The organism is Streptomyces sp. NPDC031445 (assembly GCF_055581365.1).
On the sequence record NZ_JBVIJO010000005.1, the window covers coordinates 194,811 to 219,181 of the forward strand.

The window sequence follows — 24,371 nt, forward strand, 5'->3', positions numbered from 1 at the left end:
TCGGTTCCCGGACACGATGTCCGACCGAGGAGCTACGGTATGCACCCACAAGGTGACATGCAGCAACGCCGGGAGAAGCCTTGAGCGTTCCGTACGAGACGGCAGCGTACGAACCAGCCGAGTCGCCCGAGTCTCCTGAGGAGCATCTCGCGCGGCTCCTCGGCCGTGCCCTGAACTCCTTCGAGCTGCCCGACGAGGTGATAAGGCAGCTCGACTGCGCGCTGGCGCACGACAGTTCGCTGCACTCCGCGTACCACAGCGCGGGGCTGCACCGGGAGACGTACCGGCACACCTGGCTGCTCGCCGACGGCTCGGCGGTCACGCTGTGGGAGCTGGTGCACAACCCGACGCCGGGCAGCGCGCCGGAGCACGAGGTGTACGTAGACGAGGAGGAGGTGCAGACCGCCACGGCGCGGCTCGGTCTGCCCCCGGACACACGGGACTTCGAGCTGCCCGCGCTGATGCGGCTGTGGCCCGTGCCCGAGCCCCGGCACATGTTCGCCTCCGACGACTCCGCCGACCACGCGCGCCGGCTGCTGCGCCGCGCGGAGAACCCCGACCGGCCCGGCGAGCGGACGGCGGCACTGCTGGCGACGGCGACCGCGCACGAGATCACCCAGGCGTTCGGCCGGCCGGGGCGGGCCGGACGCACCGGGCTGAGCTACGCGCTGTACGAGCACGCCTTCCTGCTGCCGGACGGGACCGAGATCTCCCTGTGGGAGGTGGAGCACACGGCGACGCCCGACGGACGGCACATGTGCGAGGTCTACCTGTCGGAGGACGCGGCCCGGGACGCGATGGAGCGGCGCGCGGCGCGGCAGGGCTGAGGGTCAGCCGTTGGCGAGGTGCCGTACCAGGCCCGCGAACGCGTCCTGTTCGGCGGGGGTCAGCTCGACGGACTCCCGGGAGGGGCCGACCCGCGTCTGACTCGGCAGGGCCGGGAGCGGCGCGGTGGAGCGCCGGACGGTCCGGCGGCCGGCACGGCGCAGCAGACGCAGCAGAACGACGGCCCAGACGACGGCCGCCGCGCCGAGGACGGCCACGCCGATCAACTGGAGGGTCGTTGCGTGCTCAGGCATGCCTCCCAGTACACACCACGGTCCGGGACTTTGGTCCCGGACCGTGACGTATCTCGCAGGTGCCGTGAACAACTCACAGCGAACCAAAGGGACAAGGAGGCAGGAGGGGTGCCGCGCGGCGCCGTGGACGGCGGTGCGGCGCTCAGGCCGCTATGGGCTGTTTGGTCTCCTTCGGCGCGGTGGCCGCCGGCGCGGCGGGATCGGTGGCCGTGGCCCCGGGGGCCGGCTTGCGCAGCCCCTTCAGGAGGACCACCAGGGCCGTGGTGACGCAGACGCCGGCCGCGATGGCCAGCAGGTACAGGAACGGGTTGCCGATCAGCGGGACCACGAAGATGCCGCCGTGCGGGGCGCGCAGGGTGGCGCCGAAGGCCATCGACAGGGCGCCGGTGAGCGCGCCGCCCACCATCGAGGACGGGATGACCCGCAGCGGGTCGCCCGCGGCGAACGGGATCGCGCCCTCGGAGATGAAGGACGCGCCCAGCACCCAGGCGGCCTTGCCGTTCTCCCGCTCGGTCTGCGTGAACAGCCTGCCGCGCACGGTGGTCGCCAGGGCCATCGCCAGCGGCGGGACCATACCGGCCGCCATCACCGCGGCCATGATCTCCATGGCGGAGTCGCTGGGGTTGGCCACGGCGATGCCGGCGGTGGCGAAGGTGTAGGCGACCTTGTTGACCGGGCCGCCGAGGTCGAAGCACATCATCAGGCCGAGCAGGGCGCCCAGCAGGACGGCGTTGGTGCCGGTGAGGCCGCCCAGCCAGTCGGTCAGGCCCTTCTGCGCGGAGGCGATGGGCTTGCCGATCACGACGAACATCAGGAACCCGACGATCGCCGAGGAGATCAGCGGGATCACCACCACCGGCATGATGCCGCGCATCGCCGCCGGGATCCTCACCTTCTGGATCGCCATCACCACGCCACCGGCGATCAGACCGGCCGCCAGACCGCCGAGGAAGCCGGCGTTGATGTCGAAGGCGATGGCGCCGCCGACGAAGCCGGGCAGGAGACCCGGCCGGTCGGCCATGCCGTAGGCGATGTATCCGGCCAGCACCGGGACGAGGAAGTTGAAGGCCACGCCGCCGATCTGGAACAGCAGCGCGCCCCAGCTGCCGGTCTGCGTCCACACGAAGTGGTCCATGACCGAGGGGGCCTTGTTGACCTGCCAGCCGCCGATCGCGAAGCCCAGGGCGATGAGGAGACCGCCCGCGGCGACGAACGGGACCATGTAGCTGACGCCGGACATCAGCCACTTGCGGAGCTTGGTGCCGTAGCCCTCGGTGGAGTCGCCCGCGCGCTCGACCGGCGTACCGGACCCGGCGTGCGCGGGAGCGCTCACCTCACCGCGCGCCGCCTTCTCGCGGACCTCCGCGAGGAGTTCGGCGGGGCGGTTGATGCCCGCCTTCACTCCGACGTCCACGGTGGGCTTGCCCGCGAAGCGGTCCTTGTCGCGCACCGGGACGTCGTGCGCGAAGACCACGCCGTCCGCCGCCGCGATCACCGCCGGGTCCAGCCGGTCGAAACCGGCCGAGCCCTGCGTCTCGACGACCACCTCGAAGCCCGCCTCGCGGCCGGCGTTCTCCAGGGACTCGGCCGCCATGTAGGTGTGGGCGATGCCGGTCGGACAGGAGGTGACGGCGACGACACGGAAGGGACGTTCACCGGAGCCGGCGGGCTCCGCGGCGGGTGGTGCGGTGTCCGCGGCGGGGGTGCCGGCCGGGCTCGCGCCCCCGGTGCCCGCGTCCGGCGTGGGCGCCGTCCTGCCCGCTGCGGCGCCGGTGGAGGCCGCCACCGGGGCCGCAGCGGTGTCTTCGGGTGCCTTCTCGGCGCTCTGGGCCGAGGGTGCCTCGTCGCCCCGGATCAGCGCCGCCGCCGTCTCCGGGTCGCCCACCGCCCGCAGCGCGGAGGTGAACTCGGCGTTCATCAGCTGGCGGGCGAGGGAGGAGAGGATCGTCAGGTGGGCGTCGTCGGCACCGGCGGGCGCCGCGATCAGGAAGATCAGGTCGGCCGGGCCGTCCGCCGCGCCGAAGTCGATGCCGGCGGCGCTGCGGCCGAACGCGAGGGTCGGTTCGGTGACATGGGCGCTACGGCAGTGCGGGATGCCGATACCGCCGTCCAGGCCGGTGGGCATCTGGGCCTCCCGGGCGGCCACGTCGGCGAGGAAGCCCTTCAGGTCGGTCACCCGGCCCTGGCTCACCATGCGCTCGGCGAGGGCACGGGCCGCCGCTTCCTTGGTGTCGGCGGACAGGTCGAGATCGACCAGGTCCGCGGTGATCATGTCGCTCATCGCGGGCTCCTCTGCTCGCGTATCGCCCGGGGGGAGGGGTGGGCGGAGGTGGGGACGGGGGTCTTGTGGGGGGCGGTGGGGCGGACGGGGACCGACGCGACACCGCGGTGGGGTGAGCGGGGCGGGGCGGTCGTACCGGGTGCGGGGGGCGGCGGGTGGGGAGCGGTGCTGCGGTACGGGGCCCACGGGAGACTCCTCCCGCGGCGGCCGGCGGGGGCGGACGCGGGCCGGGTGGTGGACGCCGGCCCGGCTACGTCCGCTCCGGCGGTGCGAGGTACGTCCGTTGCGTCCGGCCGCCCCCGGTCGGCCGCGGTGCCGGGCGCCGAGTCCGCCACCTGAGCACGCGCACCGTGCACCACCGGGGCGGCCGAGGCACGCGCCCGCGGGGCGGTCATGACGCCGGCTCCCTCAGTTCGCGGTCCACGGGGACGTCGGTGGTGACGGTCACCGCCGCCGGGTCCAGGTCGGCCGGGGTCGGCATCACGCTGCCGGGCAGCTGGACGGCGGCGGCGCCGTGGGCGACGGCTGAGGCGAGGGCGTCGGGGCCGGTGCCGCCGGCGATGAGGAAACCGGCCAGGGAGGCGTCACCGGCCCCGACGTTGCTGCGGACCGCGGACACGCGCGCGCTGCCGAACCAGGCACCGGCGTCCGACACCAGCAGCTGGCCGTCGGCGCCCAGGCTCGCCAGCACGACGCGGGCGCCCATCGAGCGCACCTCCTCCGCCGCCTTGAGCGCGTCACCCACGGTCGTCAGGGGGCGCCCGACGGCTTCCGCCAGCTCCTCGGCGTTCGGCTTGACGACGTCGGGCCGCGCGCGCAGCGCCTCCACGAGCGCACGCCCCGAGGTGTCCAGTGCGATCCGGGCGCCCCCTGCGTGCGCTCGCGTGACGACATCGGCGTACCAGGAGGGCGCGAGCCCCCGGGGCAGGCTGCCGCAGCAGGCGATCCAGTCGGCGTCGTGGGACTGCGACCGGACGGTGTCCAGGAGGAGTTCCTGCTCGGAACCCGACAGCTCCGGGCCCGGCGCGTTGATCTTCGTGAGGACGCCGTCGGCCTCCGCGAGCGCGATGTTGGAGCGGGTGGCCCCGACGACCGGGACCGGCGCGACCTCGATGCCCTGGGCGTGGAGCAGTTCGGCGATGAGCGCCCCCGGCGCACCGCCCAGGGGTAGAACCGCGACCGTGCGCCGGCCGGCGGCGGCGACCGCGCGCGAGACGTTCACGCCCTTGCCACCGGGGTCCATGCGCTCGGTCTCGGCGCGGATGACCTCGCCGCGCTTGAGGGCCTGGACCTCGTAGGTGCGGTCGAGGGACGGGTTGGGGGTGACGGTGAGGATCATGCGCGCACTACTTCCGTGCCGCCGCGCTCGATCGCGGCGGTGTCTTCGGGGCTCAGCCCGCTGTCGGTGATCAGCAGGTCCACATCGCTCAGGTCGCCGAAGCGGGCGAAGTGCTCCTGGCCGTGCTTGGAGGAGTCGGCCAGCAGCACGACGCGCCGGGCGGCGGCGACGGCGGCCCGCTTGACCGCGGCCTCGGCGAGGTCGGGGGTGGTCAGTCCGTGCTCGGCGGAGAAGCCGTTGGCGGCGACGAACAGCACGTCGGCGCGGATCTCGCCGTACGCGCGGAGTGCCCACGCGTCCACGGCGGCGCGCGTGCGGTGCCGTACGCGCCCCCCGATCAGATGGAGCTGGATGCCCGGGTGATCGGCGAGCCGGGCGGCGATCGGCAGGGAGTGGGTGACGACCGTGAGCCGCGCCTCCAGCGGGATGGCGGCGGCGACGCGGGCCACCGTCGTACCGGCGTCGAGGATCATCGTGCCCTCGGCCGGCAGCTCGGACAGGGCGGCCTTGGCGATGCGGTCCTTCTCGTCGGCGGCGGTGGTCTCGCGCTCGGCGAGGTCCGGCTCGAAGTCGAGGCGCCCGGCCGGGATGGCGCCGCCGTGCACCCGGCGGAGCAGACCGGCCCGGTCGAGGGCCTTCAGATCGCGGCGGATCGTCTCCGCGGTGACCTGGAACTCCTCGGCCAGCGACAGCACGTCCACCCGGCCGCCGTCACGGGCGAGCCGGAGGATCTCCTGCTGCCGTTCCGGTGCGTACATGTCCGTCGCCTCCGCCTCAAGGTCCGACCGATGTCCGGTCACTTCCGGGTCCATGCCCGAACGTGTGGTTTCACTGGGAGACTACGCCCGGATGTCCGGAAAGTAAACAGATTCGGGCCCAGGCCGGGCATGATCGGACTTCCGGACGGCCCCGGACGGTCTCCGGACGGCCCCGGACGGCTCTGGGACGGCTCAAGGCAGCGAAGAGGCCCGGTACCGAACCGGTACCGGGCCCCTCGCCCTGCCTGGTCAGTGCACCAGCGCGGGTTCCCCCTCCACCGCCGGCGCCTCCTCGGCGCCGCCCTCCACGTGCTGGGCCGGACGCTTCGGCAGGGCGGACATCAGCAGGAAGATCACGCCCATGATCCCGGCGACCCACCACAGGGCGTACTGGAAGGCGTGTGTGAAGGCCGGGCCGACCTGGGCCGGGGTCAGCCGGTCGCCGATCCGCCCGAAGAAGACCACCGACACCAGCCCCAGCCCCAGCGCGTTGCCCATCTGCTGCACGGTGTTGATGAGCCCGGAGGCGGAACCGGCGTGCTCGCGCGGCACCTCCGAGAGGACCGCGTCGGTCAGCGGAGCGACGATCAGGCCCATGCCGGCGCCCATCACGACCAGCGGCAGGGCCATCTGCCAGGAGGAGATGGCGAGGCCGTAGTGGCGGGCCTCCGCCAGGTACAGCAGCACGCCCGCGCCCATGACCAGCGCGCCCGCCTGGAGCACCTTCCGCCCGAACCGCGGGACCAGCTGCTGCACCGACAGGCCGGCCGCAGTGGAGACGGCGAGGGAGAACGGAACGCCGGTCAGCCCGGCCCGCAGCGGGCTCCAGCCCAGGCCGATCTGCATGTACAGCGTCCAGACCAGGAAGAAGATGCCGAGCGCGACCCCGAAGACGGTCTGCACGGCGATGCCCGCGGCGAAGCTCTTCACCCGGAAGAGGGACAGTTCGATGAGCGGGGAACCGTCCCTGGCGGCCTTCCGTTTCTCGTACGACACCAGCGCCGCGAAGACGGCGAGCGCGCCGGCCATGCAGAGGTACCCCCACAGCGGCCAGCCCAGCTCGCGTCCGCGGGTGAGCGGATAGAGCAGCATCAGCAGGCCCAGCGTGACCAGCGCGACGCCGACGAGATCCAGCTTCAGCGCCTTGGGGGCCTTGGACTCGGTGATGAAACGGCGGCCCAGCAGCCAGGCCAGGACGCCGACAGGGAGGTTGATGAGGAAGATGGGCCGCCATTCGAGGCCGAACAGGTCCCACTCCGTCAGTAGTGCGCCGAGCAGCGGGCCGGAGACGGCGCCGAGGCCGACGATCGCGCCGAACAGACCGAAGACCTTGCCGCGTTCGTGGGCCGGGAAGGTGGCGTGCACGATCGACAGCACCTGCGGCACCATCAGCGCCGCCATACCGCCCTGGAGGATGCGGGAGGCGACCAGCATCTCCGGGTTGGCGGCGAAGCCGCACAGGGCCGAGGCGAGCGTGAAGCCGCCGATGCCGACCAGGAAGAGCCGCTTGCGGCCGTGGATGTCGCCGAGCCGCCCGCCGGTGATCAGACCCGCGGCGAAGGCGAGGGCGTAGCCGGCGGTTATCCACTGGATCTGGCTGACCGAGGCGCCCGCGCTGCGCTGGATGGACGGGATGGCGATGTTGACGATCGTCACGTCCACCAGGTCCATGAAGGCCGCGGTCATGACGATGGCCAGGGCGAGCCAGCGGCTGCGGTCGGCGGTGGGTGCGCGCAGTTCTCCGCGCCGCCGTGCGGTGGTGCTGTCGTTCGGGGTCATGGAACGACCCTAGGACCGCACTAGGACAGATCGTGTCCTACTTCTCCGGCATGCTCGGACGCATGACGACCGATACTCCGGCCCGGCTGCTGCAACTCCTCTCGCTCCTCCAGACGCCCCGTGAGTGGCCCGGCGGTGAGCTGGCCGAGCGGCTCGGGGTGTCGCGGCGGACCGTGCGACGGGACGTCGACCGGCTGCGGGAGCTGGGGTATCCGGTGCAGGCGACGATGGGCGCGGACGGCGGGTACCGGCTGGTGGCGGGCAAGGCGATGCCGCCGCTGGTGCTGGACGACGACGAGGCGGTCGCCATCGCGGTGGGATTGCGGGCCGGCGCCGGGCACGCCGTGGAAGGAGTGGACGAGGCGTCCGTACGGGCCCTGGCCAAGCTGGAACAGGTGCTGCCCTCCCGGCTGCGCCACCGGGTGTCCACGCTCCAGGCCGCGACCACGGCGCTGACCCACGGGGACGGGCCGAGCATCGCCCCGGAGACGCTGACCGTGATGGCGTCGACGGTGGCCGGACGGGAGCGGCTGCGGTTCGCCTACCGCGACAAGGACGGCAGCGCCTCCCGGCGGCTGACCGAGCCGCACCGGCTGGTGTCCACGGGCCGGCGCTGGTACCTGGTCGCGTACGACCTGGACCGGGCGGACTGGCGCACCTTCCGGGTCGACCGGGTGAGCGAGCCGTTCGCGACCGGTGTCCGGTTCGCGGCCCGTGAGTTGCCGACGGGGAGCGCCGCCGAGTTCCTGCGGCAGTCGCTCCACGGGCGGCAGGAGACGTACGCGTTCGAGGTGCGGTTCGCCGCACCGGCCCACCGGGTGTCCGAGCGCCTGCCGGCGTGGTTCGGGGCGCCCGAGGACGACGGCGCGGGCGGCTGCGTCCTGCGGGGCGCCACCGGCGATCCCCTGGAGTGGCTCGCGGCGCGGCTGGTGATGGCAGGCTGCGAGTTCGCGGTGCGCGGGCCCGGGGAACTGGTGGAGTGCGTGCGGGAATTGGGGGGCCGGTTGAGCCGGGCGGCCGGCGCCGACGGCAGGGCGTAGGGCGTAGGGCCCTCTCGCGTCGGTGCGGGGCTCACTGGAGCCGGGGAGCCGCGGGTCGCCGGCTCCACCGGTCCCATCAGGGCCTCTCACCCCGCCCCGTCCGCACTCCGGCTCTCGCCCCAGTCGAAGGACCGGAGGGCGCGCAGGTTGTCGAGGGCCAGGGCCGCCGGGCCGTCCGGGCCGGTGGGCGGGGTCGTCGAGGCGGCCCAGGACTCCACGGCCACGCGCACGGCGGCACCGGCCACGGCCGCGGCGAACCGCAGGTGCGGGGTCAGCGGGGCCGGTCCGCCCGTCGCCTCGGCCCGCCTCACCAGGATCTCCGCCAGCGCGCCCTCCGCCATCTGGCACACCTCCGCCCACACCTTGCGCAGGGCCGGGCTGGTGTCGGCGAGGCGGACCAGGGTGCGGAGCCATTCCCAGGAGGCCGCCGAGACGCCGAGGCCGGGGGTGAGGGTGTGGTGGACGGCGTGCTCCAGCGCCTCGGGGAGGGTCAGGTGCGCCGGGGCCGTACGAACCGCCTCGGTCCAGCGCTGGGCCCCGGCCGCGTAGAGGGGGGACACCGCTTCTTCCTTGGTGGCGAAATAGCGGTAGAAGGTGCGCGGTGCGACGCCCGCGGCCTGGGCGATGTCCTCGGCGCGGGTGGCCCGCAGTCCGCGCTGGACGAAGAGGGCCGCCGCCGCCCGGGCGATCTCCATCCGGGTCTCGGCCTTCCTGCGTTCGGTGAGGGACACCGGCGCGGAGGCGGAAAACGGCTGGTGGGCAGGGCTGGGGGTGGTGCTCATCCGGGCAGGTTATGCCGGTGTGGCAGAATCTGCCATCCGGCGGTCCACCCCGGGGTTCAGGTACGGGGTGGGCCGTCTTCCAGCAGGTCGGGCCGGGTCGGCGCCGGCACGCTCGGTGGCCGCCCGAGCTTGCAGCTCCCCCGGTCCCCGCTCCCCCTCACGAGAAGAAGCCGGACTCCGGCGCCCGGGGGGGGATGGGCGCCGAAGTCCGGCTCGGGAAGGTCCCGGCGCCGGGGGGGGATTGCGACGGGACACGTGGTTCACGTGGGCCGGCCGGGTGGGGTCGGCCGGGTTGTGCGGTGGGTGGGGAGTGCGGTTCCCGGGGCCCGCTCCTGGGCCCGGAAGGGTTGTTCCCTCGGGCCCAGCGGTTGAAGCGAGGCGGCAGCGCCGTGTTTGCGCCGTCTTTCGCCACCGGGCGTACGCCCCGTGCGCCCCCTGCGTCACGCGGCAGCGTCGAAACCGGTCTGGCGGGCCAGCTTCTTCAGCTCCAGCAGCGCGTGCTTCTCGATCTGCCGGATCCGCTCACGGGTGAGCCCGTGCTCCTTGCCGACCTCGGTCAGGGTGCGCTCGCGGCCGTCCTCGATGCCGTACCGCATCTTGATGATGGAGGCCGTGCGCTGGTCCAGGCGGCCGATCAGGTCGTCCAGCTCCTCGCTGCGCAGCAGGGTCATGACGGACTGCTCGGGGGAGACCGCCGAGGTGTCCTCCAGCAGGTCGCCGAACTGGGTCTCGCCCTCGTCGTCCACCGACATGTTCAGCGACACCGGGTCGCGGGACCAGTCGAGGACGTCCGTGACGCGCTCCGGCGTCGAACCCAGCTCCGCGGCGATCTCGGCCGGCTCCGGCTCGCGGCCGTGCTCGCGGTTGAACTCGCGCTGCACGCGGCGGATGCGGCCCAGCTCCTCCACCAGGTGGACGGGGAGCCGGATCGTGCGGGACTGGTCGGCGATGGAGCGGGTGATGGCCTGCCGGATCCACCAGGTGGCGTACGTCGAGAACTTGAAGCCCTTGCGGTAGTCGAACTTCTCGACGGCGCGCACCAGGCCGGCGTTGCCCTCCTGGATCAGGTCGAGCAGCGGCAGACCGCTGCGCGGGTAGCGCCGGGCGACCGCGACGACCAGACGGAGGTTGGAGCGGATGAAGACGTCCTTGGCCCGCTCGCCGGCGGCGGCCAGGGCCTCCAGCTCCTCGCGGGTGGCGTCCGTCGTGGACTCCTCCTCGCCGTCGAGGACCTGCCGCGCGAACACACCCGCCTCGATGGTCTGGGACAGCTCGACCTCCTTGGCGGCGTCGAGCAGCGGCGTACGCGCGATCTCGTCGAGGTACATGCCGACCAGGTCGCGGTCTGCGATCTCGCCGCCATGAGCGCGAACACTGCTTGCCGAGTCGGCCGTCTCGCCGGTGGCGGACTGACGACGGGCGACGGCACGGGTTGCCATGCGTGCTCCCTTGCGATGGTGGGCTGGCGGGTAGTCCTGGCGAACGCTCGGCACTGACGGGGGAGTCTCCTGGACTCGCTCACTCGCTCTCGCTCCGAGACTCTCTCCGAGTGCCCTGCATCCGAAGGAAACAACGACTGGAATCCGGACAGAATTCCCAACCCGCCCTCCGATTTTTCTGATCATGCAGTACCCTGTCCGCCACGCTGGGAGGCGAGATGCCGTCGGAACCTACTGAGGCGCAGGTCAGACCGGGAGTCGAGGCGGACCTCGAAGCCCTCACGGCGATCTACAACCACTATGTGCGTGAGACGGCCGTCACATTCGATACCGCGATCTTCGCTCCGGAAGAGCGCCGCCCTTGGCTGCTCTCCCACCCGGAAGACGGCCCGCACCGGCTGATGGTTGCCACGGACGCGCGCTCACAGGAGATTCTGGGGTACGCCACATCCAGCCCTTACCGGCCGAAGCCGGCGTACGCGACGTCCGTGGAGACCTCGGTGTACGTCGCCCCGGACTGCGCGAGAGGGGGCACCGGCGGCCGCCGGGGGATCGGCACGCTGCTCTACCGGGCCCTGTTCGACGCCCTGGCCGGGGAGGACGTGCACCGCGCCTACGCGGGCATCGCCCAGCCGAACGAGGCCTCCACGCGGCTCCACGAGCGCTTCGGCTTCACGCACGTCGGCACGTACCGCGAGGTGGGCCGCAAGTTCGGCCGCTACTGGGACGTCGCGTGGTACGAGAAGCCCCTCTAGGGTCTTTCGTCTGGATCGGGCCGGACCGTCAGCCCGGCCGGACCGCCACGGCCCGGCCGGACTCCTCACCTCATCCGAACTGCACCGACCGCTTGGCCATTCCCATCCAGAAGCCGTCGATGACGGACTTCTGCGCGTCCAGCTCGCCGCCCGCCTCCGCCGCGCCCATGGTCACGAACAGCGGGGCGAAGTGCTCGGTGCGCGGATGGGCGTAGCGGCCGGCCGGGGCCTTGTCCAGGAAGTCGAGCAGCGCGTCCCAGTCGCGGGTCTCCAGGGCCCGCCGCCCCCAGTCGTCGAACTCGGACGACCAGCTCGGCACGCCCGGGCCGGCGTACCGCAGGGCGGCGAGGTTGTGGGTGAAGAAGCCGGAGCCGACGATCAGCACGCCCTCGTCGCGCAGGGGGGCGAGCTTGCGGCCGATGCCCATCAGGCGCACCGGGTCGAGGGTGGGCAGGGAGATCTGCAGGACGGGGATGTCGGCGTCCGGGAACATCTCGACCAGGGGGACGTACGCACCGTGGTCCAGGCCCCGGTCGGGGATGTCCTGGACGGGGATGCCGGGGGCGCGCAGCAGCTTGCGGACGGACTCGGCGAGCGCGGGGGCGCCTGGGGCGGCATACCGGACCCGGTAGTAGTGCTCGGGGAAGCCCCAGAAGTCGTAGACGAGCGGCACGGTCTCGACGGCGCCGAGGGCGAGCGGGGCCTCCTCCCAGTGCGCGGAGACCATGAGGATCGCCTTGGGCCGGGGCAGGGAGGCGGACCAGGCGGCGAGCTGGCCGGGCCAGACGGGGTCGTCGGCGAGCGGCGGGGCGCCGTGGCTGAGGTACAGGGCGGGCATGCGCTCCTGGGCGGTGGCGGACATCGCGGCGGCTCCCGGTGATCCAGTTGCTTTAAGTCTCAAGTTCTCAGGAGAGGAACTCTACGCCCGACTTGTTCAAGTTTCAAGGAGCTGCCTCGTACAGTGGGGGACATGAACACGGCACCGGACCCCGCCGCCGCGCGGCACCGCTGGCTCACCGACGAGGAACAGCGCATCTGGCGCGCCTACCTGCACGCCACCACCCTGCTGGAGGACCACCTCGACCGGCAGCTCCAGCGCGACGCGGGCATGCCGCACATCTACTACGGCCTCCTCGTCAGCCTCGCCGAGGCGCCGCGCCGCCGGCTGCGGATGACCGAGCTGGCGATGAAGGCCAAGATCACCCGCTCCCGGCTGTCGCACGCCGTCGCGCGGCTGGAGAAGAACGGCTGGGTGCGCCGTGAGGACTGCCCCAGCGACAAGCGCGGCCAGTTCGCCGTCCTCACCGACGCGGGCCACGAGGTGCTGCGGCGCACCGCGCCCGGCCACGTCACCGCCGTACGCCAGGCGCTGTTCGACCGGCTGAGCCCGGAACAGCAGAAGGCCCTCGGCGAGATCATGGAGATCGTCGCCGAGGGCCTCCAGCCCAACGAAGCGGGTGCGGACCTGCCCTGGCTCCGCTAGTCGGTCAGCGCCGGGCGGGCCGGGCCGTACGGCCGGTCAGTGGGCCACCACCGGCACCGGGAGCTCGTCCTCGACGCCCTCGCCCGAGGCCATCGGGGTGGAACCGGGACGTCCGGCGTTGACGAAGGTGAAGGCGATCAGGGCGGCGACGGCCAGGATGCCGACGGCGAACCAGATCGCCGTGCTGTAGCCGTGCACCTGGCCCTGGAGCGCCACCAGCTGCTGCTGCGGCCTGGAGGCGGCACCGGCGATGTGGTCCTTGATGTACGAGGTGGTCGCCGAGGCGGCGATGGTGTTCAGCAGGGCGGTGCCGATCGCGCCGCCCACCTGCTGCGAGGTGTTGACCATCGCGGAGGCGACACCGGCGTCCCGGGGCTCGACGCCCTGGGTGGCCAGCGACATCGCCGGCATGAACGCCGTACCCATGCCGAGGCCCAGCAGCACCATCGCGGGCAGCAGCAGGGCGGCGTAGGAGGAGTCGATCTCCAGCTGGGTCAGCAGCAGCATGCCGATCGCGGCGACCAGGAAGCCCGGGCCCATCAGCAGGCGGGCCGGGACGCGGGTCATCAGCCGGGTGCCGATCTGGGTGGAACCGGTGATCATGCCGGCCACCATCGGCAGGAAGGCGAAGCCGGTCTTGACCGGCGAGTAGCCCTTCACGACCTGGAGGTAGTAGGTCAGGAAGAGGAACAGGCCGAACATGCCGATGATCGCCAGGCCGAGGGAGAGGTAGATGCCGCCGCGGTTGCGGTCGGTCACCACGCGCAGCGGCAGCAGCGGGGCCTTGACCTTGGACTCCACGAGCGCGAACGCGACGAGCAGCACCACGGACGCGACGAACATCGACACGGTCACCGCGTCGCCCCAGCCGTCGGACTCGGCGCGGGTGAAGCCGTAGACGAGCGCGACCAGGCCGAGGGTGGACAGCAGGACGCCCGGGATGTCGAGCGGGTTGCGGTTGCGGCCGCCCTCCGGCTCACGGATGACGAAGTAGGCGCCGGCCGCGGCGACCACGGCGAACGGGACGTTCACGAAGAAGGTCCAGCGCCAGTCCAGGTACTCGGTGAGGAAGCCGCCGAGGATCAGGCCGACGGCACCGCCACCGCCCGCGATGGCGCCGTAGATGCCGAACGCCTTGGCGCGCTCCTTGGCGTCGGTGAACATCACCGCGAGCAGGGACAGCGCGGCCGGGGCGAGCAGCGCGCCGAAGACGCCCTGGAGGGCGCGGGCGCCGAACATCATCGAGCCGGTGGTGGCGGCGCCGCCGAGCGCGGAGGCGGCGGCGAAACCGGCGAGGCCGAGCACGAAGGCGCGCTTGCGGCCCCACAGGTCGGCGATGCGGCCGCCGAAGAGCAGCAGGCCACCGAAGGCGAGGGCGTAGGCCGTGACGACCCACTGCCGGTTGCCGTCGGATATGCCGAGGTCGGTCTGGGCGGAGGGAAGGGCGATGTTCACGATGGTGGCGTCGAGGACGACCATCAGCTGGGCGAGCGCGATGAACACGAGCGCTTTCCAGCGGTTGGCGTCACCGCTCGCAGCGGCGGCGCCGGGAGCCTTGAGGGCTGCTTCGGACATGGAGATACCCACTTCGGGACTTCGTGACGGAGAAGACCGGGCCTTCGTGAGGGAGAGGACCGGAGCTTCGTGAAGGAGACGGTGACGAAAGGCGTGACGGAAAAATGACGAGAAAACGGAGTACGACGGGAAGGTAAAGAGGCCGTGCTTCAGAAGGGCCGTGCTTCAGAAGGAAGGACGAGAGGAGGGAAGGGGCGGGAGCTGGACTGATCGGTCAGTCGTCGGTCAGCGGTCGCGCAGCTCCTTGATGTTCACGGCCCGGCCCGGCAGGGCGGAGCGGGCGGGGGCCCGCAGACCGTCGAGGAACAGCTGAAGGTGGCGGTGGACGAAGCGGTCGCCGCGCATGCAGTCCGTGCCGGCGGGGGGCCGGCTCAGCTGGGCCACGACGATCATCAGATCGCCGACGCCGACGTCCGCCCGGAGCTGCCCGGCCGCCTTGGCCCGGCCCATGACCTCCTCGACCAGCTGCTCGATGCGCTCGCGGGAGGCCTCCAGGTCGGGGTGGTGCTTGTCGAAGGTGCTGGACACCATGGGACACAGCGCACTGATCCGCTCGTCGGCGGCGGTGTGCACGAAGCGCTCCAGGGCGGCGAAGGCGTCCCCGGTCTCCGCGAGGGCCAGCTCGGCCGCCTCGGCCGTCCGGTCCATGACGGAGCAGACGATCTCGCGGACGAGGGCGTCGCGGTCGGGGAAGTTGCGGTACACCGTGGCGTTGCCGACGCCGGCCCGGCGGGCGATCTCGTCCAGCGGCACGTCCGGGCCGTGCTCGACGAACATCTCCCGGGCGGCGGTGATGATCCGCTCCCGGTTGCGCAGGGCGTCGGCGCGCGGCCGGGGCGCCTTGCGCACGGAGGGGGCGGTCGTGGCGGACACGGTGAACTCCTCGGGTCGGTCGGGATGTTGAGCGGTGGTGGTGCGCCTGGCGCATCCGGTGGCTCGGTGACTCGGCGGCGGCCGCTCGACGCTGAGCGTTCGCGCGTCCGCCGGGATCCGGGGAGCCGGCCCCCGTTTCCGTCGGACACATGGCTAAACGGGGAAACCATCCCCGGTTATTTCCCGCCCGCCGAAAGAAGTGATGTGACCTGAGACACAATCACCACGCGCCGGGATTCACCCCGGCGCCGCCCCGCATTCCCACGATCGGTCTCCTCCAGCGCGCGCCCGCCGCCCCGCCGACACAGGGTGAGCGCAAGGGTGCAGCCGGAGATCGGCGGCTGCCGTGGCGCGAAAGGTCCCTGCATGCAGCCGCAGCCGCAGCCCCGCCCCCGCCGCCGCATACGCCCGCGCCGGGTTGCCGCCCTGTCGATGGTGACCGCACTGACCCTCGCGGTCAGCACCTCGGCCGGGACCGGGAACCTCACGGCGCCCCCCTCCGCCGCCGGGCCCGACAACCTGGCCCGCAACTCCGCGCTCATCCCCTGCATGATCCGTGGCGGTCTGGACGTGCAGATGACCGAGGGCGTGCCCACCCCGTCCGGCTACTCCCGCGCCACCGGCACCGTCCGCGCCCTGACCCTGATGGTGGACTTCCCCGACGCGCCCGGACCGGGCAGCGCGATGGACCGCTTCCACGAGTTCTTCCCGCAGACCCAGGAGTGGTTCCGCACCGCGTCGTACGGCCGTCTCGACTACCGCGCCGAGACCCCCGTCACCACCTGGCTGCGCATGCCGAAAACCTTCCAGGCGTACGGCATAGAGCGCGGCGCGCCCTTCGACCCCGGCTACCGCAACCTGGTCCAGGACATCGTGGCCGCCGCCGACCCGGCCGTGGACTTCCGCGACTACGACCTGCTGAACGTGCTCATCACCCCGAACGCCGGCCCCTCCGCCCTGGACACCGTGCTGTCCGTGACCTTCGCCGGGAACGACGACGCCCCGGTCGCCGACGGCGTCCGCATCTCCAACGCCTCCTTCGTCTACTCCCGCCAGGACGACGGCTCCGGCTCCTACTCCCGCACCGGCTACCGGGTGCTGCCGCACGAGAACGGCCACACCTTCGGCCTGCCCGACCTGTACACCCAGGAGGGCGGAGGCGCGGTCGGGCACTGGGACATCATGAGCGAGGACTGGGGCGCCAACAACGACCTGCTCGGCTGGCACAAGTGGAAGCTGGGCTGGCTGGACGGCGGCCAGGTCGGCTGCGCGGCGGCCCGGGGCAGCACCGAGTACACCCTGTCCCCGCTGTACAGGCCGGGCGGCGGAAAGCTCGTCCTGGTGCCGGTCACCGCGCGCAGCACCTACGCGCTGGAGGTGCGCGCGCAGGGCGGCAACGACGAGGCGGTGTGCTGCCCGGGAGTGCTCATCTACAAGGTCGACGGCGCCGTCGACACCGGCCGCGGCCCGGTCACCGTCTACGACAGCCACCGCCAGAGCGGCGGCTGCACCCGCAGCCCCAACGTCCACGCCGAACTCTCCGACGCGCCGTTCACCCCCGGCGAGACGTTCAAGGACCCCCGCCACGGCATCACCGTCCAGGTCCTGAGCACGGACGAGGAGGGCAACTACCGAATACGGATCACGCGGGGGGCGGGGGCGGGGGTCGGGGCATGAGGGGACGACCGGGGGCTGGAACGTGAGGGGACGGCCGGGGGCTGACGATCGATGCGTCCTTCCGAGGCATCGCTGCCTCCCAGGCAGGCCGCGAGCCGGCTGACGCCGGGCGGCCACGGGACCGGCTCACGGCCGATCGGCAGGGGTTTACCGTAGGCGTGCCCCGATGGGACGCCGTACCGGAGAGACGATGCCCGCGATGACCGCAGTGGATGCCGACGCCCGCGCCGGGACCGGGACGCCGGCGGAGGCGGTGGGACCGCTGCTGCGGGGCGTCGCGGTGCTACGACGGCTCACCGAGGCGGGCGGCACGCTGAGCCCGAGCGCGCTGGAACGGGCCACCGGCCTCGCCCGCTCCACCGTGGACCGGATCACCGGCACCCTCGGCCGCATGGGCTACGTCCGCCTCGACGGCCGGGACGTCGTCCTCGCCCCCCGCGTGATGGAGCTGGGCAACGCCTACCTGGCCGCCCTGCGCCTGCCCGCCCTGCTCGACGCGCGCGCCGACGCCCTCGCCGACGAACTGGACGAGTCGGTGTCGCTCGCGGTCCCCGATCTCGACGGCATCCGCTTCATTCACCAGGCCACCCGCCGCCGCGCGCTGTCCGTGAGCTTCCGCATCGGCGACCTGCTCCCGGCCGAACGGACCTCGCCGGGCGCGCTGTTCGCGACCGAGTGGACGGAAGCGGACTGGACCCGCTGGCGGGAACGTCGGGCGGAGGACACACGGGACGCGTCCTTCCCCGCGGTACCGCCCAGGGCGGACCTTACGGCCGGCCCCTCCTCCCCATCCTCCTTCTCGGACTCCTCCTCGGACTCCTTCGCGGAGCGGGTGGAGGGGGCGCGCCGGGACGGCTGGGCCGTGGACGACCAGCTGGTCGAGCCGGGCCTGGTCGCGGTGTCCGTACCGGTACGGGACCCCGGCACCGGCCGGGTGGCCTGCGTGGCGAGCGTGGTCAGCCACACCAGCCGGCACTCCGCGGCCGGCCTGCGCACCAGCCTGCTGCCCCGGCTGCGTACGGCGGTGACGGCGATGGAGACGGACCTGCGCACCGCGCCCGCACCGGAGCCGGGTCCGGCACCGGCCGGCCTGGCGACCTGGACCACGGCGTCCAAGCACGAACTCGGCCGGGACTTCGTGGAATCGCTGGCCCGGGGCCTGACGGTGCTGACGGCGTTCGGCGAGGGCCGCTCGGCGCTGTCCCTGACGGAGGTGGCCCGCGCGACCGGCCTGTCCCGGGCCACCGCACGCCGGGCCCTGCTCACCCACGAGCACCTGGGCCTGGTGGCCGCACACCCCGACCGCACGTTCACCCTCACCCCGCGCGTCCTGGACCTCGGCTTCCCGGCCCTGTCCCGGACGACACTGCCCCGCCTGGCCGAACCGCACCTGCGGGCCCTGGCGGACGCGGTACGGGAACCGACGGCACTGGCGGTGCTGACGAGCGACGGCAAGGAGATCCAGTACACGGCCGGTGCGGGCACGAGCCGGGTACTGACCGTACGGATCACCGTGGGCACGCGACTGCCGGCGACCGCGACCTCCCTGGGCCGCGTCCTCCTGGCGGACACCGCCACCCCCCTGTCCCCCACGCTCGCCGAGGTCCGCTCCCAGGGCTACGCCCTGGTCGACGAGGAACTGGAATCGGGCCTGCGGTCCATCGCCGTACCGGTGCGGGACCGCACGGGCCGGACGGTGGCCGCCCTGAACGTCTCCACCCACGCGGCCCGCCGCACGCTGCGGGACGTCGTCGCCGATCTCCTCCCCGCCCTGCACGCGACGGCGGCCCGCATCCAGCAGGACCTCCACACCGCGTCCCGCTTCACCCACGTCCCCCCGTCCTGATCCGGTACCCTGTGGACCAAGCGCCCACCAGGACGCCCACCCACGCCTTCGTAGCTCAGGGGATAGAGCACCGCTCTCCTAAAGCGGGTGTCGCAGGTTCGAATCCTGCCGGGGGCACCAGGGCAAAGGCCCCGGGCCGATCTTGGTCCGGGGCCTTTGACATCTGCTTCTGACATCAACGGGTGCGGTCACCCGCGATCGGGGCGCCTCTTCCGCAGCAGCCGGTCCATGTGACTAATGGTCTCGCGCTGCGTGTCCCGCACGACGTGGGTGTAGACGTCCATGGTGATGCCGATCTGAGAGTGACCGAGGACTCCCTCACGACGCGGGATGCGACTCCGGCCGCCGCAGCGTGCGGGCAACCACTGACAACACCCGTGCACCACAGCCGCACCAGATAGGGCGGGGGAACCACGGGGAATCTGCCCCACCCCGAGGAGGCGGCGGATCCACGGTTCGCCCAGACCAACGCCCCAACTGCCCGCTGCAAGCCGGATTCGGCGAGCTGAACTACAGGCCGTCGCGCTCGATGCGCGGCGCCGGCATCGCTCTTCGCGTCTCGAGGAAGCTCAATGTGCTTTCTGGGCGGGAGCAGACAAGCGTCCGTCATGGTGCGGTGAACAATGCGGGGAAACTTGGCGCGAGCCAGGGCTTGCGCCCCCAGGCGAAGACCTTGCCGCGGGCGATGGCACCGGTGGCACTGCGCCTGCCCAGTGCGAGCAGGAAGAACGTGATCGGTTCGATCATGATCGTGCAGTCGGGACGGCGCGGGGGCTCGGCGTGCACGGCCACCGTGCCGCTGGTGAACGTCACTGTGAGCCGAGAGAGGCCGCGCACCCTCAGCTCGTAACAGGCACTGTGCCCGTCAGCCGCTCGTACATCGACGACACGGGGCATCGCAGTGATCAGAAACGGCATCGCCAAATCGACCCTGTCACGGTCGATCATGTGTGGTTGGCCAAGTGCCGCTGCGATGTCATAGCCGTGCCCAAGCATGTGGGTCAGCAGGTAGGAGCCAAGGGTTCCCAAGTCCATGGGCCCCAGCGGTGTCACCGTCGGTGTGTCCGCCGACCGCAGGCCGGCCGCCTCGGTGAATGCCCGCGCATGCCGGACGATGCCGTCCGCCAGGACGGAGGTGTCGCGTTCGGGGAAGGAAACCAGCGAGGCGGCGTTGGCCGCCGCAAGTCCCCCTGGTGTGCCGTCGCCGTACACCTGCTCACGTCCTGCGGCAAGGGCAGCCATCAACTCGTTGGCCACGACGAGGTGCGCCGCAGACTCTCCAACCGTCCACTCAGCACCAGGTATGGGCACCGTGGCATCTGTACACGACCGGAGCAACCTGGCTATCTCCTCGGCTACGACACAAATGGCTCCAGGCAGCCGCGATCGCGTGGCAGCCTCACGATGAGGGGCGGTCATAGAAGTGAAGGGTGGACCAGCCCTTCACTTCTGTCCATCTGTCCCGGCACCCCGGAGCGACCTCGGTCCGGGGTCTTCGACCTCCCTGCCGGCCCACACGTTCACCACGGCCAGGTCATGACTGAGCCCCCTCCGCGCTGCCGAGCGGGAGGGGGCTCAGTGCGTGCTCGGTCAGTGGGACGCGGGCGGGATGCTCTGTTCGTACTGGAAGACGTTGCGGGGGTCGTACTCCGCCTTGATGCGGCGCAGGCGGTTGTAGTTGGACTCCCAGTAGGCGGTCTCCCATTCCTGCATGCCGATGTTCGGCACGTTGACGTAGGCGCCGTCCACGTAGGGCCGCAGGGCCTGGCTGAATTCGGCGATCCAGGCCTGGGCCTTCGGGGTGAGCGGGTCGCAGACGCCCGGCTGGTCACTGCGCTCGCCCCAGCCGGCGCCGGGCTCGGCGTAGAAGAGGGCGTCGCGGTGCGGGAACGCGGTGCCGCCGCGGGGGCTCTTCCTGACCTCGCCCCCGAACGCCTGGACGAAGTAGTTGCTGTCGTCCGTGGGGGCTTTCTTGATGAACGAGGCGATCACGTCGATCGCCTTGGTCGGGAACGGCTTCTTGGCGAACTGCGAGTGGAACTTCCAGTTCGCGGGTTCGGTCGTGACGGGGGTCTGGAATCCCGCGTAGACGTCGCCCCAGTTCCCCACCTCCGTCGTCACCTTGGGGCTGTCGATCGACAGGAGCGGGGCCAGCAGCTTCTTCGCCTCCGCGGGCGTGCCTTCGGCGAGGACCGCGAACAGCAGGATCTGGTTCGGGTGGATTTCGAGCTGGGTGCCGAGGCGGTGGTCGGTGAACGGCATCGTGCGCTGGTAGGCCTTGAAGACCCTGCGCAGGTCGCCGATTCCGTCCCACGTGGCCGTCAGATACGTGACGCTCTTCAGCGGGGCCAGCTTGTAGGTGAGCGAGGTGACGATCCCGAAGTTGCCGTTGCCCGCTCCGCGCAGCGCCCAGAGCAGGTCGGAGTGGTGATGCAGGTCGACCTTGAGCACCTTGGCGCACTCGTCGCCGTCCGCCACGACGATCTCGGCGCCGATCAGGCTGTCGCAGGCCATGCCGATCCAGCGGGTGAGGAAGCCCAAGCCGCCGCCGAGCGTCGCGCCGGCCAGGCCCACGCTGCCTTCGGTACCGGTCGTCACCGCGAAGTTCCGCTTCGCGAGCGTGGTCACCGCTTCCAGCTGGTTGAGTCCGGCGCCGACCGTCGCGACACGGGCGCCGGCGTCGATGTGGACCGACTTCAGCTCGCTGATGTCGATCACGAGGCCGTTGTCGACGTTCGACCAGCCTTCGAGGCTGTGACGGCCGCTCCGCACGCGCAGCGCGACGTCGTTCTGCCGCGCCCACGTCAGGGCGTTGACCACGTCCTGGGTGTTCTGAGCGAAGACGATGACCAGCGGATAGTGGGAGAAGAGCTGGTCCCAGCCGAGGCGCGCGTCCGTGTACCCGGGGTCGTGGGGGCGGACGATGCGGCCGGTCAGCTTCGCCGGCGCGCACCGTGACCCGTAGCCCTCGCTCACGGCGGCCCCGGTCACCGCACTCGCACCGGGTGCTTCCATCGCCGCGACGGCCGGCACGACGACCGCGCCGGCACCTGCGACGGCCGTCGTCTTGAGCAGTCCGCGACGGGAAAAGTCGTTCATGGTCCCTGTCCTCTCACCCACCCATGGGTGCAAATCGGCACTTCGTGGACTATTTACGCGGAGCGGACGCTAGCAAGGGTGTTCCCGGCGAACCGTCTCGACACGCTCGCAACCTCGGACGAGGCGCCTGACGCCGTAGCCCCGCACCTCGACGCCGAGCCGGCGTCAGGACGGAGCCCCGTCCCGCGCGGGCTCGGCGGAACGGCGGGACGGGGTCCGGCGGGCGGCCGTGGCCAGCGCCAGCGTGACGCAGAGCGAACCCGTCGCCATCACGGTCATCGCCGTCGCCGGCGACGTGAACTGGGCCACCGCACCGGCCAGCGCCGCGCTCACGCCCTGGAAGGTCAGCATGCCGGCCGAGTGCAGTCCCAGCGCCTGGCCGGCCAGGTCGCCGGGGGTCAGGCTCATCAGCCGCTCCTGCTGGACCAGGCTCGCGCCGAAACCGGCGGAGGCCACGGTCACGCAGACCGCCGCCACCGGCACCGGCGGGTGCGCGGAGAAGAGCAGGTACGGCGCCGCCAGCAGCAGCAGGAGCGGGGTGGCCAGCCGGCGCCGGGTCGCGGGCCGCAGCAGACGGCCCACCGTCGCGTCCCCGGCGAACATGCCGAGCGCGGCACACGCGAACAGGGTGCCGGCCGCGTGCGGGGCGTACGACACGTACAGGGACTCGCAGCCGACGACCAGGCCGTTGGGCAGCCACAGGCCCAGGTAGGTAAGGCGGCGCGGGCGGGACGACCACAGCTCTGCGTTGGCGCGCCAGGTCGCCGACGGCGAGGGGCGGCCCGTGGCCCGGGGCGGGCGGGCGGTCAGTCCGAGGCGCAGGACGAGCGCGGCCGTCAGGTACAGGGCCACGGCCAGCAGCAGACAGGCCCGCGGGGAGAGGGTGGCGAGCAGGGCGCCGCCGGTGGCGAACCCGGCGATCTGCATGAGCCCGCTCATCATGTTGAACAGCGAACGCCCGGGCAGGTAGCCGTCCTCGGCGAGGATCTCGTTCAGCAGGCCCCAGCGGACCCCGCCCCCGAGGGAGGCGACCAGACCCAGGACCAGGACGACGGTGAACAGCGCGCCGAGCGGCAGGCCGGGCAGCGCCTGTACCGCCGTACCCGCGGCGAAGGCCAGCGAGATGGCGGTAAGGGTCGTACGCGGGGGCAGCCGGTCGGCGCCGGAGAGCAGGAGGGTCGCGCCGAGCACCTGGGCGAGGGACGGGCCGAACATGCTCAGCGCCGACAGCAGGGGCGAGCCGGTCGTCCGGTACACGAGTGTGCCGAGGGCGAGGCCGCCGGCGGTCCCGGCGGCGGTCTGGGCGGCGGCGCCGAGGAAGAGGGGGGTGAACTCGGGGGTGCGGAACAGGGATCGGTAGCTGGGCATGTCCCGGAGTCTCGGGCGGGCCGCGGCGGACTCGTTACTGTTTCGCCGTCGTGCGAAAGGTCCGTGCGAAAGGTCCGTGCGAAAGGTCCGTGCGGCAGGCCGAAGGTCCGTGCGAAAGGTCCGTACGAGGGGGCGCTCGTGGGATGGTGGCAGCTCAACGCGGACACCCTGGCGCGGAGCCGCTTCGTGATCTCGCCGTTCGCCGAGACCTTCGCCGGGCTGAAGCTGCTGCACGCCGGGCAGGGGGCGCATCCCGGTGAGCACTCCTGGCTGGGCACCCACCTGCCCGCCTACCGGGACAGGCTCGCGGCCGACCCGGTGACGGCCCGGCTGGTGCGGGCGGGGCTGGGGCGGGAGTGGATCGCCGACTTCCTCACGCCCACGCCCCGCGACGGCGAGAGCTTCCGGGACGCGATCGCCCGGGTCCGCGCCACCCGGCCGGCGGACGCCCGCGCGCACCTGCGGCTCTCCCTCGCCGGACCGCTGCCCGCCGGGCTGGACCGGGACGACCTGCCCGAGCGGGCGGCCGTCCTGCTGGAGTGGGTGTGGGAGGAGACGGTACGACCGTACTGGGGGCGGCGCCGGCGGGTGCTGGAGGCGGATGTGGTGGCACGGACCGCGCAGGCGAGCCGGGGCGGCTGGGCGAGCGTGCTGGACTCCCTGCGGCCGGGCGGCACGCGGTGGCTCGGGGACAACCGGTTCCAGATCAATCTGCACGAGTATCCGCCGCGCGAGATCTCCGGCGCCGAGCTGCTGTTCGTGCCGGTGACGGCGCAGCGCACGGGCTGGGTCGCCTGGGAGGACCATGCGCGGTACGCCGTGGTCTACCCCTGTGCCGGTGTCCTGGCCGGGGACGCCGACCGGGTGGCGCCCGCCGGGCTGAGCGCGCTGCTCGGGCCGGGCCGGGCAGCGGTGCTGGTGCTCCTCGGCTCCCCGCTGAGCACCACCCAGCTGACCGCCGTGACCGGGCAGGGGCTGGGCTCGGTGGGCCGGCACCTGAAGGTGCTCCGGGAGGCGGGGCTGGTGACGCGGCGCCGGGCCGGGCGGTCGGTGCTGTACGTACGGACGGCGGCGGGCGACGTCCTGGTCGAGGCGGGGGGAGGGGCCCGGTGAACAGGGCCGGTCGCGTCCTGGGCGAGGCCGGACGACACCGGGCGAGGGCCTCCTGGGCGAGGCCGGGCAGGGAGGCGGGATCCGG

Annotated in this window: 20 protein-coding genes, 1 tRNA gene and 1 pseudogene; 8 read left to right on the top strand and 14 right to left on the bottom strand. The window is 72.4% G+C overall.

Annotation, left to right across the window (positions count from 1 at the left end; all coding sequences use genetic code 11):
- The first annotated feature begins 80 nt into the window (after positions 1 to 80).
- The gene (locus ACZ5DC_RS16005; RefSeq protein WP_468653111.1) at positions 81 to 827 is read left to right on the top strand and encodes a DUF6227 family protein; all 747 of its coding nucleotides are present in this window, start codon (positions 81 to 83) and stop codon (positions 825 to 827) included.
- 3 nt (positions 828 to 830) lie between these two features.
- Here ACZ5DC_RS16005 and ACZ5DC_RS16010 read toward each other — a convergent pair whose 3' ends face one another.
- The 5 genes from ACZ5DC_RS16010 to ACZ5DC_RS16030 form a co-directional block, all read right to left on the bottom strand.
- The gene (locus ACZ5DC_RS16010) at positions 831 to 1,079 is read right to left on the bottom strand and encodes a hypothetical protein (RefSeq protein ID WP_468653113.1); all 249 of its coding nucleotides are present in this window, start codon (positions 1,077 to 1,079) and stop codon (positions 831 to 833) included.
- Positions 1,080 to 1,221: 142 nt separating this feature from the next.
- Positions 1,222 to 3,360, bottom strand: a complete 2,139-nt coding sequence (locus ACZ5DC_RS16015) for a PTS fructose transporter subunit IIABC (RefSeq protein ID WP_468653115.1) — start codon at positions 3,358 to 3,360, stop codon at positions 1,222 to 1,224.
- Between the two features lie 391 nt (positions 3,361 to 3,751).
- Complete coding sequence (gene pfkB, locus ACZ5DC_RS16020) at positions 3,752 to 4,699, bottom strand: 1-phosphofructokinase (RefSeq protein ID WP_468653117.1); 948 nt, start codon at positions 4,697 to 4,699, stop codon at positions 3,752 to 3,754.
- On the bottom strand, positions 4,696 to 5,457 hold the full coding sequence (locus ACZ5DC_RS16025) for a DeoR/GlpR family DNA-binding transcription regulator (protein WP_014673267.1): 762 nt from the start codon (positions 5,455 to 5,457) through the stop codon (positions 4,696 to 4,698). The genes pfkB and ACZ5DC_RS16025 overlap by 4 nt, the downstream gene beginning before the upstream one ends.
- Positions 5,458 to 5,706: 249 nt before the next feature.
- Positions 5,707 to 7,236, bottom strand: a complete 1,530-nt coding sequence (locus tag ACZ5DC_RS16030) for an MFS transporter (protein WP_468653120.1) — start codon at positions 7,234 to 7,236, stop codon at positions 5,707 to 5,709.
- A 62-nt stretch (positions 7,237 to 7,298) separates the two neighbouring features.
- Between ACZ5DC_RS16030 and ACZ5DC_RS16035 the strand changes: the two genes are divergently transcribed.
- Positions 7,299 to 8,276: a helix-turn-helix transcriptional regulator gene (locus ACZ5DC_RS16035; protein WP_468653122.1), complete on the top strand. Its 978-nt coding sequence runs from the start codon at positions 7,299 to 7,301 to the stop codon at positions 8,274 to 8,276.
- Between the two features lie 86 nt (positions 8,277 to 8,362).
- Here the strand turns inward: ACZ5DC_RS16035 and ACZ5DC_RS16040 are convergent, their stop codons facing one another.
- Complete coding sequence (locus ACZ5DC_RS16040; RefSeq protein WP_468653543.1) at positions 8,363 to 8,971, bottom strand: TetR/AcrR family transcriptional regulator; 609 nt, start codon at positions 8,969 to 8,971, stop codon at positions 8,363 to 8,365.
- 527 nt (positions 8,972 to 9,498) lie between these two features.
- On the bottom strand, positions 9,499 to 10,497 hold the full coding sequence (locus tag ACZ5DC_RS16045; protein WP_366749776.1) for a sigma-70 family RNA polymerase sigma factor: 999 nt from the start codon (positions 10,495 to 10,497) through the stop codon (positions 9,499 to 9,501).
- A 218-nt stretch (positions 10,498 to 10,715) separates the two neighbouring features.
- Here ACZ5DC_RS16045 and ACZ5DC_RS16050 point away from each other — a divergent pair, with 218 nt between their 5' ends.
- A complete protein-coding gene (locus ACZ5DC_RS16050; RefSeq protein WP_468653124.1) occupies positions 10,716 to 11,252 on the top strand; it encodes a GNAT family N-acetyltransferase in 537 nt (178 codons plus the stop codon).
- Positions 11,253 to 11,322: 70 nt separating this feature from the next.
- On the opposite strand, the gene ACZ5DC_RS16055 is transcribed toward ACZ5DC_RS16050, so the two are convergent.
- Entirely contained in the window at positions 11,323 to 12,114 is a 792-nt protein-coding gene (locus tag ACZ5DC_RS16055; protein WP_468653126.1) for a dioxygenase family protein, read from the bottom strand.
- Positions 12,115 to 12,222: 108 nt separating this feature from the next.
- Here ACZ5DC_RS16055 and ACZ5DC_RS16060 point away from each other — a divergent pair, with 108 nt between their 5' ends.
- Complete coding sequence (locus ACZ5DC_RS16060; RefSeq protein ID WP_366749779.1) at positions 12,223 to 12,735, top strand: MarR family winged helix-turn-helix transcriptional regulator; 513 nt, start codon at positions 12,223 to 12,225, stop codon at positions 12,733 to 12,735.
- Positions 12,736 to 12,771: 36 nt separating this feature from the next.
- On the opposite strand, the gene ACZ5DC_RS16065 is transcribed toward ACZ5DC_RS16060, so the two are convergent.
- Both ACZ5DC_RS16065 and ACZ5DC_RS16070 read right to left on the bottom strand, forming a co-directional pair.
- On the bottom strand, positions 12,772 to 14,310 hold the full coding sequence (locus ACZ5DC_RS16065; protein WP_468653128.1) for an MFS transporter: 1,539 nt from the start codon (positions 14,308 to 14,310) through the stop codon (positions 12,772 to 12,774).
- Positions 14,311 to 14,535: 225 nt separating this feature from the next.
- Entirely contained in the window at positions 14,536 to 15,183 is a 648-nt protein-coding gene (locus ACZ5DC_RS16070; RefSeq protein ID WP_468653130.1) for a TetR/AcrR family transcriptional regulator, read from the bottom strand.
- Positions 15,184 to 15,549: 366 nt separating this feature from the next.
- Here ACZ5DC_RS16070 and ACZ5DC_RS16075 point away from each other — a divergent pair, with 366 nt between their 5' ends.
- The 3 genes from ACZ5DC_RS16075 (at position 15,550) to ACZ5DC_RS16085 (ending at position 18,826) form a co-directional block, all read left to right on the top strand.
- Positions 15,550 to 16,860 (top strand): M6 family metalloprotease domain-containing protein, encoded by a 1,311-nt coding sequence (locus ACZ5DC_RS16075; protein ID WP_468653132.1) that lies wholly within the window; start codon positions 15,550 to 15,552, stop codon positions 16,858 to 16,860.
- 190 nt (positions 16,861 to 17,050) lie between these two features.
- Complete coding sequence (locus ACZ5DC_RS16080) at positions 17,051 to 18,706, top strand: IclR family transcriptional regulator domain-containing protein (protein ID WP_468653545.1); 1,656 nt, start codon at positions 17,051 to 17,053, stop codon at positions 18,704 to 18,706.
- A 44-nt stretch (positions 18,707 to 18,750) separates the two neighbouring features.
- Positions 18,751 to 18,826: transfer RNA gene (locus ACZ5DC_RS16085), tRNA-Arg, on the top strand.
- 68 nt (positions 18,827 to 18,894) lie between these two features.
- On the opposite strand, the pseudogene ACZ5DC_RS16090 reads toward ACZ5DC_RS16085, so the two are convergent.
- The 4 genes and pseudogenes from ACZ5DC_RS16090 to ACZ5DC_RS16105 all read right to left on the bottom strand — a co-directional run.
- A pseudogene (locus ACZ5DC_RS16090) lies at positions 18,895 to 19,052 on the bottom strand (site-specific integrase); the annotation flags it as partial.
- A 260-nt stretch (positions 19,053 to 19,312) separates the two neighbouring features.
- Positions 19,313 to 20,125 carry a maleylpyruvate isomerase family mycothiol-dependent enzyme gene (locus ACZ5DC_RS16095; protein ID WP_468653134.1) on the bottom strand — a complete coding sequence of 271 codons (813 nt, stop codon included), beginning with the start codon at positions 20,123 to 20,125 and terminating at the stop codon, positions 19,313 to 19,315.
- Positions 20,126 to 20,296: 171 nt separating this feature from the next.
- Entirely contained in the window at positions 20,297 to 21,805 is a 1,509-nt protein-coding gene (locus tag ACZ5DC_RS16100; RefSeq protein ID WP_468653136.1) for an FAD-binding oxidoreductase, read from the bottom strand.
- Between the two features lie 165 nt (positions 21,806 to 21,970).
- Positions 21,971 to 23,173: an MFS transporter gene (locus ACZ5DC_RS16105; protein ID WP_468653138.1), complete on the bottom strand. Its 1,203-nt coding sequence runs from the start codon at positions 23,171 to 23,173 to the stop codon at positions 21,971 to 21,973.
- A 138-nt stretch (positions 23,174 to 23,311) separates the two neighbouring features.
- Here ACZ5DC_RS16105 and ACZ5DC_RS16110 point away from each other — a divergent pair, with 138 nt between their 5' ends.
- A complete protein-coding gene (locus ACZ5DC_RS16110) occupies positions 23,312 to 24,286 on the top strand; it encodes an ArsR/SmtB family transcription factor (protein ID WP_468653140.1) in 975 nt (324 codons plus the stop codon).
- The last annotated feature ends 85 nt before the right edge of the window (positions 24,287 to 24,371 follow it).